Consider the following 16,104-nt stretch of genomic DNA (forward strand, 5'->3'; position numbering starts at 1 on the left):
GTCACAGAAGAACGGCAATGCTCCCTGTTCAGGTGGAGGATCTCGCCATAGGATCGGCGAATGGCGTCGACTTCTCCCGTAGACCTTGACCGCCGGATCGTGGCGGCGCTGATGGTCGACGGTCGCGCCCCGTGGAGAAAGATCGCCGCGACCCTGGGCGTTCCGGACCGCACGGTCACCCGTCGAGGGACTGCACTGCTGGAGTCAGGTGCCGTCGGGATCCACGCCCTCGCCGACCCTCACCGCACCGGCCGAGGAGATCCCTTCGTCGTGACGTTCTCCTGCGCTCCGGCCACCGTCTGGTCAACCTGCGCATCGATCGCCCGGCGCTCGGAGTCAGTGACGACGTACGTGCTTTCCGGGCGTGCGCAATGTCTCGCCGACATGTGGTGCCCGGAGACACGCCAAGCCGAGCTGTTCCTCCATGAACTGGGCGCCACCAACGGCGTGACCCAGGTTGAGGTCGCTCCCGTGCTGCGATACATCCAGACGCTTACGACCTGGGATCCCGGCATTCTCGACCGGAACGAGGTGGAGGCCCTGCGCTTCGGCGAGCCGATCACAACCTGGCCTGTGTTCAGCGACCCGGTCAAGCTGCACCGCGAGGACAAGGCGTTGTTGCGCGGCCTCGTCGAGGACGGTCGTCGCACCTTCGAGGATCTCGGCAGAATGGCCGGTGTATCCGAACAGACCGCGGCTCGCCGAGTGGAAGCAATGCGAGCATCGGGCCTTGTCACGCTCCGGGCTGTAGTCGACCCGCGAGTGCTGGGACTGCCGGTCGCGGCGCTGCTGCGCCTACGGATCCGGCCGCCGGCAGTGGATGAAGTCGCCGCGGCGCTCGCGGCCAGCCCGCACGTCCGGTATGCCGCGATGGTGATGGGCGAACATCAGATCATCGCCGACGTCCGTCTCCCGACCAAGGATGCGCTGCGTCACCTGCTCACAGACGCCGAGTGGACCGAGCATGTCGAGGCGATGGAGAGTTCACTCATCCTCGATGTACTCAAGCAGAGCGAGGTTCTCGCCTCCTCGCTACGGTGACTTCGTCCGCACTCAGTCGGTCAGACGCAGGTCGTCCTCGGCCCGGGGCGGCAGGTGGGAGAGGGCGGTCTGGACGAGCGCGACGCGGGCCTTGACCGTGACCGCTCGCCGAAGCCGGCCGACGTCGTCGCCGATGTGGCGCTCGACGGACTCGCGGATCTGCTCCTCCGGGAAGGAGGGGCGACCACCGACCGGGACGTCGACGTCGGGGAGGTCGGTGAGCACCGGGAAGATCTGGGTGCCGATACTGTCCAGGAGCTTGAAGCGCTGGAACCGGTCGGTCTCGTCCCAGACCTTGTCGATGTCTGCACCGCCCTTGCGGAACTTCCGCCCGGAAGCCAGGAAGGCCTTCGCCGTCCCGGTCAGGGCCACGGTGAGCTCGTGCTCGGTCAATCGCATGAGCCAAGCATGCCCCCAACCAGGACGGACACCACCCCTGGGCCGATCACCGATCGATAACACCTTCCCTCGAGCGCCGGGACGTCAGGCGACGTTGAACTCAGCCGGGTCCGGGCCGGTGCGGCGCTCGCTCTCCAGCGCGTCGATCGCGGCGAGGTCGGCGTCGGTGAGATCGAAGCCGAACACGCCGATGTTCTGCGCGATCCGCGACGGCGTCACGGACTTGGGGATCACGATCCGGCCCTGCTGGAGGTGCCAGCGCAGGATCACCTGGGCGGCGGTACGGCCGAGGCGGTCGGCGATCGCGGAGATCGCCGCGTTCTCGAGCATGGCGCCCTGGGCGAGCGGGCTCCATGCCTCGGTCGCGATCCCGAGCCGGTCGTCGGCGGCCGCGGTCGCACGCTGCTGCAGCGCCGGGTGCAGCTCGATCTGGTTGACGGCCGGCACCGTGCCACCGAGGGCCACGATCCGGTCGAGGTGCTCGGGCAGGAAGTTCGAGACGCCGATCGCGCGGGTCCGGCCCGCGGCGTACAGCTCCTCGAGGCCCTGCCAGGCCCCGACGTACAGGTCGCGGGCCGGCGTGGGCCAGTGGATCAGGTAGAGGTCGACGTGGTCGAGGCCGAGGAGCTCGAGGCTCTTCTCGTACGCCGGGACCGGCCGCTCGTGGTCGGCGTTCCAGAGCTTCGTGGTGATGAAGAGCTCCTCGCGGGCGATGCCGGACTTCGCGAGCGCACGGCCGACGCCGGCCTCGTTGCCGTAGACCGCCGCGGTGTCGATGCTGCGGTAGCCGGCCTCGAGGGCGGCGGTGACGGCTGCTTCGGTCTCGTCGTCGGGCACCTGGAAGACGCCGTAGCCGAGCTGCGGCATCTCGACGCCGTTGTTCAGGGTGATGGTCGGGATGGTCATGTGACTTTCCTTCTCTTGGGAGCTGGGTTTCAAACAGGAACAGGAACGGACGTACGCCGCTCGCCTCCGGGCGCGCGGACGGCGATCAGCAGCACGAGGAGACCGAGCGCGGTGACCCCGGCACCCGCCCACAGCGGCGAGGTGTAGCCGAGGCCGGCGGCGAGGGTGACGCCACCGATCCAGGCGCCGAGCGCGTTGCCGACGTTGAAGGCGGCGATGTTGGCGCCGGAGGCGAGGGTGGGCGCCTGGTCGGCGTAGCCCATCACCCGCATCTGCAGGGCCGGCACCGTGCCGAAGCCGACCGCACCCATCAGCACCAGCGCGACGACTGTCAGCACCTGGCTGGTGGCGACGAGCGCGAAGACGGCGAGCACGACGGTCAGCGCCGCGAGGAGGACGCCGAGGGTGCGGACCAGGTCGCGGTCGGCGGCCCGGCCGCCGACGATGTTGCCGAAGAACAGGCCGACGCCGAAGAGGACGAGCAGCCACGGCACCGCGCCGGCGGAGAAGCCGCTGACCTCGGTCAGGGTGAAGGCGATGTAGGTGAACCCGCCGAACATGCCGCCGTAGCCGAGCACGGTCAGGGCGATGGAGAGCCAGACCTGGGGGCTGGTGAAGGCGGCCAGCTCGGTGCGTACGGCCGGGGCGGCCTCCTCGTTGCGGCCGGTGTGGGCCGGGACCAGGAGGGCGATGCCGATGAAGGCGACGATGCCGATGACGGTGATCGCCCAGAAGGTCGACCGCCACCCGGCGGCCTGACCGAGCATGGTGCCGAGCGGCACGCCGAGAACGTTGGCGAGGGTGAGGCCGCCGAACATGAACGCGATCGCGCTGGCCTTGCGGTCCGGGGCGACCAGCTGCGCGGCGACGACGGACCCGATGCCGAAGAAGGCGCCGTGGCACAGGGCCGCGATGATCCGGCCGACCATCATGGTGGCGTAGTCGGGCGAGATCGCCGAGATCAGGTTGCCGATGATGAACAGCACCATCAGGCCCAGCAGGGCGAACTTCCGGGGCACGCGGGTGAGCGCGAGGGTCAGGGCGATCGCGCCGATCGCGACGCTGAGGGCATAGCCGGAGATGAGGTAGCCGGCGGTGGTCTCGCTGACCGCGAAGTCGGCGGAGACCTCGGGCAGCAGGCCCATGATGACGAACTCGGTGAGGCCGATGCCGAACCCTCCGATCGCGAGGGCTAGCAGTGCGACGGGCATGGATGACTCCTGAACGTGGACGGGTTGCGTCTGTCGATAGTCCGCGTGCGCAGTAGTTGCACACGCGTCATATTTATAGTTGCACGCGCGCATTATCCGCGCAACTCAGGTATGCTTGGGGTGTCCACGAAGGAGGACCCATGGGAATCGCTGACGACGCCGTCGAGATCCGCGCTCAGGGCTGGCGCACGCTGGCGGCCGTGCACGGACTGATCGAGGCCGCACTGGAGAAGGCGCTGCAGCGCGAGCACGGGCTGTCGGTCGTCGAGTTCACCGTCCTCGACGCGCTCAGTCGCCAGGACGGCTGGCACATGCGCATGCAGCAGCTCGCCCGCGCCGCGGCGCTCTCCTCATCGGCGACGACCCGCCTGGTCACCCGCCTGGAGAACCGCAACCTCCTCACCCGGATCCTGTGCGCCGACGACCGCCGCGGGATCTACACCGAGCTCACGCCCGCGGGACGGGCGCTGCTGAAGAAGGCGCGCCCGCTGCACGACGAGGTGCTGCGTACGGCACTGGACGAGGCCGCCGAGATCCCCGAGCTCGCGCCGCTCGTTCACGCGCTCGGGTCGTTGTCGCAAGCCTGATGAAGCCGGCCCAGATCGCCACGGGCTCCCTCGTCGTCAGCTGGCTGAGCGCCGGGCGAGGTCACCGCGGGCGTGAACGAAAATTCGTTCGCCGTCGCGGAGTGAACGAAAATTCATTCACCACCACGGAGTGAACGAAAATTCATTCACCACGCCCCTAGGTATCGCCCTGCTCCGGGACCGATCAGCCCCGCCAGGAGATCCCCCCCCCGTGCGGGGAAGATCAACCCAGCCAGCCGTTGCGGCGGGCCGCGAGGGCGGCCTCGGTCTTGTTGCGGGTGCCGGTCTTGCCGATCGCGGCGGAGAGATAGTTGCGGACCGTGCTCGGGGAGAGGAACAGGCGCGAGGCGATGTCGGCGATGCTCGATCCGTCCTCGGAGGCCGCGAGCACGTCACGCTCGCGCGAGGTCAGCGGGTTCGGGGCGGCACGGAGGGTCGCCGCCGCGAGCGCCGGGTCGAGGACCGTCTCGCCGCGCAGCGCCCGGCGGATCGCGTCGGCCAGCTCCTCGACCGGCCCGTCCTTGACCAGGAAACCGACCGCGCCGGCGGCCATCGCCTCGCGAACGTAACCGGGCCGGGAGAACGTCGTCAGGATCAACACCCGGCACTCCGGGATGCGCGCGGCCAGCTCGCGCGCGGCCTCGAGCCCGCTGATGCCGGGCAGCTCGACGTCGAGCAGGGCCACGTCGGGGCGCACTTCGAGCGCCGTCGGCACGATCTCGGTGCCGGTCCCGACCTGCGCGACCACCTCGAGGTCGTCCTCGAGGCCGAGCAGCACGGCGAGTGCGCCGCGCATCATCGCCTGGTCCTCGGCGAGCAGGATGCGGATCACGAGGCCGGCACCCGTGCCTCGAGCCGGAACCCGTCGACCCCAGGCCGTACGTCGAGCCGACCGTCGACAGCGAGCAGCCGCTGCCGCAGGCCCTCGAGCCCACCCGATCTCTCCCCCGCTCCGGTCGGGTTTGCCGGGCCGCCGACCCCGTCGTCGACCACGGCCAGCCGGAACTCGCCGCCGTCCTCGGTGAGCTCGAAACGGCAGCTGGCCGCGCCGGAGTGACGCAGCACGTTGGTGGCACCCTCGCGCACGACCCAGGCCAGCGCCTGGCCGGCGATGTCGGGCACCTCGGGCGGGACAGCGGTCACCGACGTACGGATCCCGGCGGCGTCGAGGGCACGGCGAGCGCCGTCGAGCTCCTCGGCCAGCGAGAGCGTCTTCATCTGGTCGACGGCGCCCCGGACGTCGGCCAGGGCGGCCCGCCCGACCTCCTCGATGTCGGCCGCGTGCGCGGCGGCTGCCTCGGGGTCACGAGCCGCGAGGCGGCGTACGGCCTCGGCCTTGACGACCATCACGCTCAGGGTGTGGCCGAGCAGGTCGTGGAGGTCTCGGGACATCCGGGCGCGCTCCTCGGCGACGGCCGCGCGGGCCAGCTCCTCGCGGGTGCGGCGGAGCTGCTCGACCGCGTCGATCAGGCGTAGGAAGGAGGTCGTGGTGATGCCGCTGAGCAGGATGCCGCCGACGCTGAGCAGGTAGGCGTCGCCGACGCCCTCGATCACCGCGATCGAGACTGCGACGCCGACCGTGGCCGCGACGATGGCGACCAGCAGGCGCCAGCCGCGCAGCACCGCCGGAGAGACGATGGCCAGCACGCCCCACACCGTCTGCCAGCCCTCGCCCTGCATCGCGGCCACCAGGATCAACGCCACCAGGACCGGCAGCAGAACGAGGACGCGCCCGGACACCACGAGAGCGACCGCGACCGCGGCGACGGCCAGCACCAGGACGGCCTGGCCGATGGCACCGAGCACCTCGCCGGAGAGGTTGAGCAGCGGGAAGAGCAGCAGGACCGGCAGCCAGACCAGCACCACGCCGTGGCGCTGGAGGTGACACCTCAGGCCGGACACACTCGTCACTTTACCGTCGCCGCAGGCCGGCGATGACCACAACGGCCACGACGACGTGCAGGCTCACGAGTCCCAGCCCTGCGGCCACGGTGAGCGCGCTGGTCGGCGTGATGAGGGAGAGCACGGCGATCCCGACGGCGAGGATCGTCCAGCGCCTGGTCCCACGCTCGGAGCGGCCCTGCCACCACCGCAGCAGCGCGCCGCCGGCGAGCGCGATCAGCAGGCTGCTGATGACGACCGAGCCGATCCCGATCTGCTGCGCCCCCGCTCCGCCGGACTTCACCTCGAGGTCCACTCCCCCGACCGCGGTCCACAGCAGCCAGACGACCGTCGCCGTGACGGCCGCCGCGGCCGCCGTCCCCGCGATCCGCGGCCACCCGACCCGGGTGCGCTGCTGGATCTCGTTCGTCACCGTTGTCATTGCGAGTCCTCCGTCTCCACCACCCACCGTGGGTGGTGTCTCCAGACTCGCGTCCGAGGGACACTGGGCGGCAGATGTGAATGTCCGGACCCGTCGGTGACAAATGTCAGTGGACTCGTATGCCTAGGGTGAGGACATGCGCATCGCCATCGTCGGCGGCCACGGCAAGGTCGCCCTGCACCTCCATCCGCTCCTCGCCGCCGCGGGTCACACCCCGGTCGCGCTCGTACGCAGCGAGAGCTACCGAGCAGAGCTCGAGGCGCTCGGGGCCGAGGTCGGCCTGCTCGACATCGAGAACCAGGACGTCGACGCGTTCGCCGCGGCCTTCGCAGGCTGCGACGCGGTGGTCTTCGCCGCCGGCGGCGGCCCCGACGGCAACAAGGAACGCAAGCGCACCGTCGACCTGGAGGGATCGACGAAGTCGATCGCGGGCGCGAAGGCGGCCGGCATCAAGCGCTTCGTACAGGTCTCGGCGATCAGCGTCGACGAGCCGGTGCCGACCGATGCCGGCGAGGTCTGGACGGCCTACGTCGAGGCCAAGCGCGACGCCGACATCGCCCTGCGCGACAGCGACCTCGAGTGGACGATCCTGCGTCCCGGCGGCCTCACCGACGAACCCGCCACCGGACGGGTGAAGCTCGCCCCGAAGCTCGAGCGCGACACGATCCCGCGCGCCGACGTGGCCGCGGTCATCGCGGCGGTGATCGACGACGCCGCCACCGTCGGCAAGCAGTGGGAGCTGGTCTCCGGCGACGCCTCGATCGACGAGGCCATCGCCGCCGTGCTCTGACTCAGCCGATCCCCGTCAGCGCAGACTCAGCAGACCCTTGACGTACGCCGCCTGGCCGATGTGCTGGGCGGCGTCGTCGACGATGCTGACCAGCCGCACGGCGGTGGTGACCGGCGGGTCCCAGCGCTCGTCGATGACCCGGGCGAGGTCCTCCTCGCTCAGCGACTCGACCAGGTCGAGGGTGGCCGCATGGACGGCCCGGTAGTAGCCGGTCAGCAGCGCCGGGTCCTCCAGCCGGAAAGCCCCGACCTCCTCCGCGGACTGCCCGTAGCCCATCGCACGCGGTCGATAGGGCAGCCCGAACCGCTCCACCCAGCCGTCCCGCGCCCACACCTCGTCGGTGCCGGCGAGCGGTGCGATCTGGGCGTCCTCCATCCGGCCGATGTGCCACAAGGTCCAGGCGATCGAGTTCGCGCGGTCGTAAGGCCGCCACAGCAGGTCGTCGACGGAGAGACCGTCGACGATCGCGGGGAGGCTCTCCGCGATCCGGCCGAAGCCGTCCGCGAGCAGTCGCTGGGGCCAGGTGTCGCTCATGCCCTCCGTTCTACACCGCCGCCCTACTCCCCGTCGGGAAGGAGACCGCGGGCCTCGCTCCACATCCGGGTGACGACCTCGGCCGCGGGCTCGGCGACGGCACGGCCGGCGGCCTGACCGGCCCAGTGATTGGCACGGTCGAGGGGCGCCGCGGCGGCGGGATCTGAGGTGCCCTTGCGCCACCTGGCCACGAGCCGGCGCTGGTGGGGGTAGGGCGCGGGTGACGGCGCGTCCGGGCCCTCCCAGGAACGCACGTAGGGCGTCGGGGCGGCGCGGCCGAGGCGTCCGGAGTAGGCCCGGGTGGCGACCGTCTCCTCCGGCTCGAGCCCCTCCAGCGAGGCGGCCCACGCGTCGGCGATCCCGGTCTCCGGTGACCGCAGCAGCGCGCTACCGACCTGCACGGCGCTCGCGCCGAGGGTCAGGGCCGCGGCCACGCCACGTCCGTCGGCGATCCCGCCGGTGGCGATGACGGGCAGGTCCACGCCGTCGACGATGTGCGGCAGCAGCGCGAACAGCCCCACGGCCGTACGCTCCGCCGTCTCCTCCGCGAAGACCCCGCGATGTCCGCCGGCCTCGAGTCCCTGGGCGACGATGGCGTCGGCACCGGCGTCCTGCGCGGCCCGCGCCTCGGCCAGGGTCGTGGCGCACGCGAACCAGGCGATCCCGGCCGCGTGCAGACGATCGACATAGTCGGGCGAGAAGAGCCCCATGATCGAGGAGACGACGGTCGGCCGGGCGGCGAGCATCGCCTCGCACTGCTCCTCGAACGACGGCGCGGGAGGTTGCTCGGGACCCGGCGTACCGAACCTTCCGAGGAACTCCTCCGCGGCGGAGATCTTGGCGGGGTCGTCGTCGAGGGGGTCGGGAATCCAGATGTTCAGCTGGAACGGGCCAGCCGACATCGAGCGGAACTCGTCCACCCATTCCGCGATCCGCGAGGGTGAGTCGAGCACCACCCCCGCCGCACCCATCCCGCCCGCGTCGGCCACCGCGGCCGCCGCCGCGGGCGGACAGGCGCCCGCCATCGGCGCCTGAAGGATCGGCATCGCGAGGCCGTAGGCCTCGCAGAACTCCTGAGCACGTCGTCGGGCCGTCATGACGTTCACGGTAGTCCCCGGAAAGCTCTGGCGCTGTCCGAGTCCGTCACGGCAGGATCGGCAGCATGCGCACTCTCATCTACTCCGCGTTCGTGTCCCTCGACGGCGTCGTCGACTCCCCCGGCGGCGGCATCCCGTCCGAGCAGCACCGCAGCGGTGGCTGGACGTTCCAGGACATCGAGTTCCTGCCCGAGGCCTACGCCATCAAGGGCCGCGAGATGGAGGAGGCCGGCGCGCTGATGTTCGGTCGCCGCAGCTACGAGGCCTTCGCCCCGATCTGGCCCGACATCGAGGACTTCGCGGTGGTCAAGGAGATCCCGAAGTACGTCGTCTCGACCTCCCTCGGAGAGGAGGCTCTGGTCGAGGGCTGGGGCCCGCAGAACATCGTGAGGTCGCTGGACGAGGTCGAGCAGCTCAAGCAGGGCGACGGCGGCCCGATCCTGATCGCCGGCAGCGCCGAGCTCGCCCGCAACCTCTCCGACGCCGGCCTGATCGACCGGTACCACCTGCTCGTCTTCCCGGTCGTGCTCGGCGCCGGGAAGTCGCTGTGGAGCAAGACCGACAAGGAGAAGCAGATGTTGAAGCTGCTCGAGTCGGAGACCTACGCCAACGGCATCCTCAAGCTCGTCTACGACGTCGTCCACTGACCCCGGCCGGGACGACGCTCAGGGGCAGCGCGCGTAGAGACGACGCGACCCGGTCCCGTACGCACCGGGGTCGGTGAACGCACAGCCGTAGTCGGGTGCGGCGACCGTCGCCCGGTCGAGCACGTCGTCCCCGGCAGGGCGGTCGCCGTGCTCCACCCAGTCGACGAGGTCGCCCCAAGCCGTCGCGGCTTCGGCAGGGCTGAACTCGCAGTGCCCGGCCGACCGGATCGCCCGCTGCACGACCAGACCGTCGCGGTGGTGGCGCTTCACCTCACGCAGGTAGATCTGCTCCATCGAGAACGGCACGAACATGTCGCCGAGGTTGTGGAGGCTCACCACCGGCGCGCTGGGACGGCCGGAGATCCGCGAGGGTGCGTTGAGCCGGTGGCTGTAGCGCCCGGCCGGGTCCGCGGGGTCGATCCGCTCGATCCGGCTGTTGAGGTCGACCGGTGAGCTGGGCGTGTAGACGGTGTCCTGGTTGGTCGCGACCCGGGCGATGTTGAAGGCCAGCATGCCGCCGTCGTCGACCGAGGGCAGCGAGAACAGGAAGTCCTTCCACTGCCCGAAGGCCGCGGTGGCGCCCGGCCGGGGGCCACCGCTGCGCTCGATGGTCATCGCCCGCAGCTGCTCGCCCTCCGGCGTGAGCGTGCCGTCGAGCCCCAGGCGCGCCTTGATCACCGGGACGTCGGCGCTCTGGTAGTCCGCGCCGTAGGGGTAGGCGTCGTGCCCGGCGAGCGCCTGGGCACCGAGGTTGTAGTCGACGAAGAAGTCGAAGAGCTCCACGTCACCCAGCTGCCCGCACATCGGCATCGCGCCGTCGTAGAAGCCCGGATACTGCTCCAGCGAGCGCCCGATCACGTGCCCGCCCATCGACACCCCGGTCACGTAGGTGCGACTGGCGCGGTGGGGCAGCAGCTCGGAGGCGTACGTCGCCAGGTCCCGGGTCGAGCGCACCCCGGCACCCACGTCGTAGCCGTTGGTGGAGTAGCTCGACGCCGCCCAGGCGTAACCCTGCTCGAGGAACGTACGCCGCAGCCCGAACCCCGGGGTCTCGGGTGTCAGCGTGTAGCTGAGCCCGCGGTAGCCGTGGGCCCACATCACCAGCTCGCCGTTCCAGTCGGCCGGCACCTCGAGGACGTACGCAGCGTGCTCGTGCACGCCCTGGCGCACCGTGGTTTGGGCGCCCCCGACGACGATCGGCGCCACCGGCGGGTTGCTGATGGTGTAGCCCGGCAGCGGCTGGTCACCGGGCGGCTCGGGGTCGGCGAGCACCGGGCCGGTCGAGGCGACCAGGGCGGAGGCGGTCAGGAGCAGGGCGAGGAGAGCGGCTGACGCACGAGGCATGTCTCCGAGCGTAAGGCTCGTTGTGACTCGCGTCACAAGAACAGTGCACGACGTGCCTCGTGCGCTGCGCACAGCGGGTCAGCGCCCGACGGCCTTCCGGATCGCGCCGAACGCAGCCTGGCCGACGCCCTTGATGCCCGCCGCGATGAACGTGGTCCAGTCGAAGTAGTCGCGCCAGAGCACGATCTTGCCGTCGCGCACCTCGAAGGTGCCGCACACCCAGAACTCGGCGGAGACGGAGCCGCGGCTGAGCACGTCGATGCGCTCGGTGAGCACCACCGGGCCGTTGGCCGCGATGTTGATCATCCGGACCTCGAAGCCGGTGGCGTACCTCCCCATGACCCGCAGCTGGCGCCCGACCTCGGACAGGCCGCGGGCCGGCGGCAGGGGCACGTTCTGGTAGGTGACGTCGTCGGCGCACAGCGCCAGCGCCGCGTCGACCTCACCGGTCTCGAGCGCGGCCAGGAACTGCTCGACGATCTGGATCTCGGTCATGCCGTCACGCTATCGCCGATCGACCGGCAAGGGCAGGGCTCAGCACCACGCAGTCCTGGCGGTGCAGGGTGGGGTCGTCGAGAAGCTCCTCGACGGCGATGCGCTCGCCGGGCACCCGCCGCAGCACGGTCGAGTCCTTCTCCATGACGAACACGTCGCGGGTCCGGGCCAGCTCGGCCAGATAGCCCCGGTCCATGTGCTCGATCTCGAGCATCAGCGCCCAGTGCTCCGTGCGCTCCAGCGACGAGGCCGCGCCGTCGACCACCTCGCGCTCGAAGCCCTCGACATCCACCTTCACGCAGAACGACCGCCCCGATCCGCCGAGGACCTCGTCGAGCGTGGTGACCTCGACGTCGCGGAGCTGCCAGCGGGCCGAGCCGTCGTGGCGCTCGTCGTAGAGCGACGATGTTCCCGACCAGGTGCGGTCGACCGCGAACCGCGCCGTGCCAGGCCTGTCGGAGACCGCCTGCGAGCGCAGGTCGATCGCGACGCCTCGCGCCTCGAGGGTCTTGCGCAGGACCTTGTGCAGCGACGTGTTCGGCTCGAACCCGATCAGCTCCGCACCCGCCGGGATCTCCACCCCGACGAGCATCTCGCCGTAGTTCACGCCGATGTCGATCACGGTCTGCCACTCGTGCAGTCCGAGCGCCACCCGCCACAGCTCGAGCGAGCCACGGATGATCCGCCCCTTGTTGGCGATCAGGCCGAGAGCCCGCGGATCGGTCGGCTTCACATAGATCCGATGGCCTTCTTCGGTCGTCGCGTACGCCATCTCGAGCACCTTCGCCTAGGGGTCTTCGGCCCAGCCGCCATGGGCTGTCGCCGAACCGTACGGTGCCTACCGAAACGGCAGCCGAACCCTGGGCAACGCGGATCGGACCAGGAACGTCAGGTACGTCCCCGACCGGCCCGTCGGCCCTCAGGACTGAAGGATCGCCTGCACGACGGCCCACAGTCCGACCAGAGCGAAGTAGGCCACCAGGAGGATCCCGACCGCGCTGAGAAAGATCTGGATCTGCCGAGCCATGTGGCCGACCCTACGCCCTCGGCCGGCGGTTCGGCCGCCGCTCGCTCAGGTCAGGAAACCTGCTCGACCAGGTTGGCGGCGTACTCCTCGATGCTGTTGCCGTCCTGGAACTGCTCGCCGTCGAGCAGGATGGTCGGAGTCCCCTGGACACCGTCGGCGGCGGCCGCCTGGGTGGCAGCGTCGGCCCAGGCCTTGCCGTCGAGGTTCTCGATGCGGTCCTTGACCGCGGACTCCTCGGCGCCTGCCTCGACCGCCAGGTCGACCAGATCGGCGGCCTTCGGGAACGGACCGGACTCGCTGGGCTGGTTCTCGAAGAGCAGGTCGTGGAACTTCTTGGCGACCTCGTCGCCGGCCTCCTCCTGGACGACCGCGAAGGCCGAGGTGGCGAGCATGGAGTAGGGGCCGATCCGGTCGAGGAGCACGAACGGGCGGTAGTCGACCTGCACCTTGCCGTCGGCGGCGAGCTCGGCGAGATCCTCGCGGGACGCGGCCTCGAAGTCGGCGCAGTAGGGGCACAGGAAGTCCTCGTAGATGACGACCTTGTGGGGCGCGTCGTCGGGACCGATGACCAGGCCGTGCTCGCTGCTGCCGGCGTCGACCGCGGTGACCTTGTCACCCTCGGACCGGTTCAGGCTGAACCAGACCAGGCCGCCGATGATCACCGCGATGGCGGCGACGACGGCGACGACCGTGAGAATCGACTTGCGGGCCTGCTTCTTGCGCAGAGCCTCCAGCTCCGCGGCGGCCTTGGCAGCGCGGGCCTCACGCTTCTCCTTGCGCGAGGGGCTGCTGGCTGAATCCGTGCTCATGGAGCCAACATAGGTCGGTCTCCTGAGTGCATGCTGAAACCACGCCATGGGAACCGTTATCACATCGTCGCCTATCCCTCCGCGAAGCCGTTGACCAGCGGCGTTATGGTGCTCTGCGTGGCTTCACTGAACGAACGTCTGGTCTGGATCGACTGCGAGATGACCGGGTTGTCCCTCGAGAACGACGCGCTCATCGAGGTGGCGGCCCTCGTCACCGACTTCGATCTCAACGTGCTCGGCGACGGGGTCGACATCATCATCAAACCCCCGGCCGAGGCGCTGGAGCAGATGGACGATTTCGTACGCGACATGCACACCAAGTCCGGCCTGCTGGTCGAGCTGGAGAACGGTGTGACGATGCGCGAGGCGGAGGAGCAGGTCCTGGCGTACGTCTGGGAGCACTGCGGCAAGGACTCCCGACCGCCCCTGGGCGGCAACACGGTGGCCACCGACCGCAACTTCCTGGCTCGCGACATGCCCGAGCTGGAGGGGTTCCTGCACTACCGCAACGTCGACGTCTCCTCGATCAAGGAGCTCTCGCGCCGCTGGTTCCCGCGGGCCTACTTCTCGGCTCCCGCCAAGCGCGGCAACCACCGCGCGCTCGCCGACATCCAGGAGTCGATCGAGGAGCTTCGCTACTACCGCGAGGCCGTCTTCGTGCCGATGCCCGGGCCGGACTCGGACACCGCCAAGGAGATCGCCGCCCGGCACGGCGCCTCGATCACGGGCCTGATCGATCCGGCCGAGGTCGCCGATTCCACAGATCCGGTCTGATTCCCCTATGCTCATCGCATGGCTCGGACATGCGCTGTCCGGGTCGATGGTGGGCGTAGCTCAGCTGGTAGAGCATCGCGTTGTGGTCGCGAGGGTCGCGGGTTCAAGCCCCGTCGCTCACCCCATGAGAGCGAGGTTCAAACACCGACCGAGGTCGGGTTTGGACCTCGCTCTTTCTCATTCGCCAGCCACCACGACGCGCGCCAGCGCACCGTGCTCGAGGGCGACCCACAGCGCGCCGTCCGGCCCGAGAGTGAGTCCGTGCGGCTCGGAGTTCGGAGTCGGCAGCGCGACTGAATCGATCACGCCGTCGACGGTGATCGACCCGACACGGTTGGCGCCCCACTCGGAGAACCACAGCACGTCGCCGGTGCCGGCGGTGATGGCATGCGGGCGCGCTCCCCGGTCGGGCAGCGGATGCTCGCTGATCTTCCCGTCGACGGTGATGCGGCCGATCTGCCCCGCAGCGATCTCGACGAACCACAGCGCGCCGTCAGGGCCGAGCGTGATGCCGACCGGGGCCGCATCGGGCGTGGGAAGCTCGTAGAGGGTCACCGCGCCGCTCAGATCGATCCTGCCGATCGCGTTGGCCCGGTTCATCGTGAACCACAGCGCCTCGTCCGGCCCGGCAACGATCGCGGACGGGAACGCCTCGGCGATCGGGAGCGGAAACTCGGTGACGGTGCCGTCGGTGGCGATGCGTCCGATGGAGTCCGTGGTCGTCTCGGTGAACCAGACCGCTCCGTCGGGCCCTGCGGTGATGCCGTAGGGCCCGCACTCCCGCAGCCCGAACTCGGTCACCGTGCCATCGACCGAGATCCGGCCGATCCTGTTCGCGCGGTACTCGGTGAACCACAGCGCTCCATCCGGTCCGGGCGCGATGATCGTCGGGCCGCAGTCGGCCGCCAGATGGAACGCCTCCGGCGACCCTCCAGGGACGAGACGGCCGATCTCGCCGCTGCCCTCCAGGGTGTACCACAGCGCCTGGTCCGGCCCTGCGGCGATGGCATACGGGCCGCGGCCCGGCACCGGATGCTCGCTGACGGGGCCGGTCGGTTCGGGTGTCATGGATGCCTTTCGCTGTCGACTCCTGGCACCCCACTCTCGGTCCGCGGCGCCGGCCGGGACAACTGTTTATCGGAGACTCTTGGAATCTCCGGATTACCTGACTAAAGTCAGATATATGACAGTGGACACCTCGGTGATGCGCAAGTTCAACATGAGCTACGTCCGCCGCGTGGGAGCGCTCGAAGAGTCCTTCCTCGGCAGCGGTCTCCCCTACGGCACGGCGCGGATCCTCTACGAGGTCGGCCTCGGCGCCGAGTCGGTCCAGGACCTGCGCATCCGCCTCGGCGGCCTGGACTCCGGCTATGTCAGCCGGATGCTGCGCACCCTGGAGAGCAAGGGATATGTCACGACGAAGCGTGACCCGGCCGACGGCCGGCGCCGGCTCGTGGCGCTCACCGAGGACGGCCTCAAGCAGTGGGACGACCTCGAGCGGCGTTCGGAGGAGCGCGCCCATCTCCTGCTCGACCCGCTGACGCAGCGGCAGCGTGACCGCCTCAACGAGGCGCTGGCCACCGCCGACCTGCTGGTGCGAGCGGCCACGATCACCATCGAGCCGGTCGACCCCCGCGACCCGATGGCCCAGGAGGCGATGGGCCACTACTTCGCCGAGATCGGCGACCGGTTCGGGTTCACCGTCGGCGACGAGGGCTTCGGCGACGACCCCTCCCTCCGGCCGCCCCACGGCTCCTTCTTCGTCGCCGCCAGCGACGGCGCACCGGTCGCCTCGGGCGGAGTGCGGGAGTTCGACGGCACCGCCGAGATCAAGCGGATGTGGGTCGACCCCGCCTGGCGCGGCGCCGGCCTCGGCTCGCGCCTGCTGCGCCACCTCGAGGCGGAGGCTCTGCGCCTGGGCCACCGAGTCGTACGTCTCGACACCCGGGACGTCCTCAGCGAGGCGATCGGGATGTACGAGCGGGCCGGCTACGAGCGCATCGACCGCTACAACGACAACCCGCACGCGACCCACTTCTTCCGCAAGCAGCTGGGCTGAATGTCGACCGAGGTAACTCGGTCAGCGCTCGCCTTCTTCGCGGAGTTCCACGAAGGAGGCG

19 protein-coding genes, 1 tRNA gene and 1 pseudogene are annotated in these 16,104 nt (G+C 70.1%); 8 read left to right on the plus strand and 13 right to left on the minus strand.

Features of this window, described 5'->3' with window-relative positions:
* Positions 1 to 60 precede the first annotated feature (60 nt).
* Both ACFVJS_RS04230 and ACFVJS_RS04235 read left to right on the plus strand, forming a co-directional pair.
* Positions 61 to 198 (plus strand): annotated as a pseudogene (locus ACFVJS_RS04230) (AsnC family protein); the annotation flags it as partial.
* Between the two features lie 72 nt (positions 199 to 270).
* The gene (locus ACFVJS_RS04235) at positions 271 to 1,041 is read left to right on the plus strand and encodes an Lrp/AsnC family transcriptional regulator (protein WP_378877710.1); all 771 of its coding nucleotides are present in this window, start codon (positions 271 to 273) and stop codon (positions 1,039 to 1,041) included.
* 12 nt (positions 1,042 to 1,053) lie between these two features.
* Here the strand turns inward: ACFVJS_RS04235 and ACFVJS_RS04240 are convergent, their stop codons facing one another.
* From ACFVJS_RS04240 to ACFVJS_RS04250, 3 genes are all read right to left on the minus strand, one after another.
* Entirely contained in the window at positions 1,054 to 1,440 is a 387-nt protein-coding gene (locus tag ACFVJS_RS04240; protein WP_378877693.1) for a hypothetical protein, read from the minus strand.
* An 84-nt stretch (positions 1,441 to 1,524) separates the two neighbouring features.
* The gene (locus ACFVJS_RS04245; protein WP_378877694.1) at positions 1,525 to 2,346 is read right to left on the minus strand and encodes an aldo/keto reductase; all 822 of its coding nucleotides are present in this window, start codon (positions 2,344 to 2,346) and stop codon (positions 1,525 to 1,527) included.
* A gap of 29 nt (positions 2,347 to 2,375) precedes the next feature.
* Complete coding sequence (locus ACFVJS_RS04250) at positions 2,376 to 3,557, minus strand: MFS transporter (protein ID WP_378877695.1); 1,182 nt, start codon at positions 3,555 to 3,557, stop codon at positions 2,376 to 2,378.
* A 140-nt stretch (positions 3,558 to 3,697) separates the two neighbouring features.
* Here ACFVJS_RS04250 and ACFVJS_RS04255 point away from each other — a divergent pair, with 140 nt between their 5' ends.
* Entirely contained in the window at positions 3,698 to 4,144 is a 447-nt protein-coding gene (locus ACFVJS_RS04255) for a MarR family winged helix-turn-helix transcriptional regulator (protein ID WP_378877696.1), read from the plus strand.
* Positions 4,145 to 4,367: 223 nt separating this feature from the next.
* Here the strand turns inward: ACFVJS_RS04255 and ACFVJS_RS04260 are convergent, their stop codons facing one another.
* Genes ACFVJS_RS04260 through ACFVJS_RS04270 form a run of 3 tightly spaced genes read right to left on the minus strand, consistent with a single transcriptional unit; the run spans position 4,368 to position 6,467 of the window.
* Positions 4,368 to 4,976, minus strand: a complete 609-nt coding sequence (locus ACFVJS_RS04260; RefSeq protein WP_378877697.1) for a response regulator — start codon at positions 4,974 to 4,976, stop codon at positions 4,368 to 4,370.
* A complete protein-coding gene (locus tag ACFVJS_RS04265) occupies positions 4,973 to 6,046 on the minus strand; it encodes a sensor histidine kinase (RefSeq protein WP_378877698.1) in 1,074 nt (357 codons plus the stop codon). The genes ACFVJS_RS04260 and ACFVJS_RS04265 overlap by 4 nt, the downstream gene beginning before the upstream one ends.
* A 10-nt stretch (positions 6,047 to 6,056) precedes the next feature.
* Complete coding sequence (locus ACFVJS_RS04270) at positions 6,057 to 6,467, minus strand: DUF6069 family protein (protein WP_378877699.1); 411 nt, start codon at positions 6,465 to 6,467, stop codon at positions 6,057 to 6,059.
* A gap of 136 nt (positions 6,468 to 6,603) precedes the next feature.
* Here ACFVJS_RS04270 and ACFVJS_RS04275 point away from each other — a divergent pair, with 136 nt between their 5' ends.
* The gene (locus ACFVJS_RS04275; RefSeq protein WP_378877700.1) at positions 6,604 to 7,257 is read left to right on the plus strand and encodes an SDR family oxidoreductase; all 654 of its coding nucleotides are present in this window, start codon (positions 6,604 to 6,606) and stop codon (positions 7,255 to 7,257) included.
* Positions 7,258 to 7,272: 15 nt separating this feature from the next.
* Here ACFVJS_RS04275 and ACFVJS_RS04280 read toward each other — a convergent pair whose 3' ends face one another.
* Complete coding sequence (locus ACFVJS_RS04280; protein ID WP_378877701.1) at positions 7,273 to 7,791, minus strand: DinB family protein; 519 nt, start codon at positions 7,789 to 7,791, stop codon at positions 7,273 to 7,275.
* A gap of 23 nt (positions 7,792 to 7,814) precedes the next feature.
* Positions 7,815 to 8,888 (minus strand): NAD(P)H-dependent flavin oxidoreductase, encoded by a 1,074-nt coding sequence (locus ACFVJS_RS04285; protein ID WP_378877702.1) that lies wholly within the window; start codon positions 8,886 to 8,888, stop codon positions 7,815 to 7,817.
* A gap of 65 nt (positions 8,889 to 8,953) precedes the next feature.
* Here ACFVJS_RS04285 and ACFVJS_RS04290 point away from each other — a divergent pair, with 65 nt between their 5' ends.
* Complete coding sequence (locus ACFVJS_RS04290) at positions 8,954 to 9,535, plus strand: dihydrofolate reductase family protein (RefSeq protein WP_378877703.1); 582 nt, start codon at positions 8,954 to 8,956, stop codon at positions 9,533 to 9,535.
* Between the two features lie 18 nt (positions 9,536 to 9,553).
* On the opposite strand, the gene ACFVJS_RS04295 is transcribed toward ACFVJS_RS04290, so the two are convergent.
* The 4 genes from ACFVJS_RS04295 to ACFVJS_RS04310 all read right to left on the minus strand — a co-directional run bounded on the left by ACFVJS_RS04295 (position 9,554) and on the right by ACFVJS_RS04310 (position 13,210).
* Positions 9,554 to 10,879, minus strand: coding sequence for a hypothetical protein (locus tag ACFVJS_RS04295; RefSeq protein ID WP_378877704.1), 1,326 nt, complete (start codon positions 10,877 to 10,879; stop codon positions 9,554 to 9,556).
* A gap of 78 nt (positions 10,880 to 10,957) precedes the next feature.
* A complete protein-coding gene (locus tag ACFVJS_RS04300; protein ID WP_328532197.1) occupies positions 10,958 to 11,374 on the minus strand; it encodes a limonene-1,2-epoxide hydrolase family protein in 417 nt (138 codons plus the stop codon).
* A 4-nt stretch (positions 11,375 to 11,378) separates the two neighbouring features.
* Entirely contained in the window at positions 11,379 to 12,146 is a 768-nt protein-coding gene (locus ACFVJS_RS04305; RefSeq protein WP_378877705.1) for an FkbM family methyltransferase, read from the minus strand.
* A gap of 305 nt (positions 12,147 to 12,451) precedes the next feature.
* The gene (locus tag ACFVJS_RS04310) at positions 12,452 to 13,210 is read right to left on the minus strand and encodes a DsbA family protein (RefSeq protein ID WP_378877706.1); all 759 of its coding nucleotides are present in this window, start codon (positions 13,208 to 13,210) and stop codon (positions 12,452 to 12,454) included.
* 105 nt (positions 13,211 to 13,315) lie between these two features.
* On the opposite strand from ACFVJS_RS04310, the gene orn reads away from it, so the two are divergent.
* Positions 13,316 to 13,984, plus strand: coding sequence for an oligoribonuclease (gene orn, locus ACFVJS_RS04315; RefSeq protein WP_378877711.1), 669 nt, complete (start codon positions 13,316 to 13,318; stop codon positions 13,982 to 13,984).
* A gap of 49 nt (positions 13,985 to 14,033) precedes the next feature.
* Positions 14,034 to 14,109, plus strand: a tRNA-His gene (locus ACFVJS_RS04320).
* Positions 14,110 to 14,161: 52 nt separating this feature from the next.
* On the opposite strand, the gene ACFVJS_RS04325 is transcribed toward ACFVJS_RS04320, so the two are convergent.
* Positions 14,162 to 15,052: a virginiamycin B lyase gene (locus ACFVJS_RS04325; protein ID WP_378877707.1), complete on the minus strand. Its 891-nt coding sequence runs from the start codon at positions 15,050 to 15,052 to the stop codon at positions 14,162 to 14,164.
* 115 nt (positions 15,053 to 15,167) lie between these two features.
* On the opposite strand from ACFVJS_RS04325, the gene ACFVJS_RS04330 reads away from it, so the two are divergent.
* Positions 15,168 to 16,043 carry a GNAT family N-acetyltransferase gene (locus tag ACFVJS_RS04330; RefSeq protein WP_378877708.1) on the plus strand — a complete coding sequence of 292 codons (876 nt, stop codon included), beginning with the start codon at positions 15,168 to 15,170 and terminating at the stop codon, positions 16,041 to 16,043.
* Positions 16,044 to 16,104 lie beyond the last annotated feature (61 nt).

It is taken from the genome of Nocardioides sp. NPDC057772 (assembly GCF_042798075.1).
Lineage (GTDB): Bacteria > Actinomycetota > Actinomycetes > Propionibacteriales > Nocardioidaceae > Nocardioides.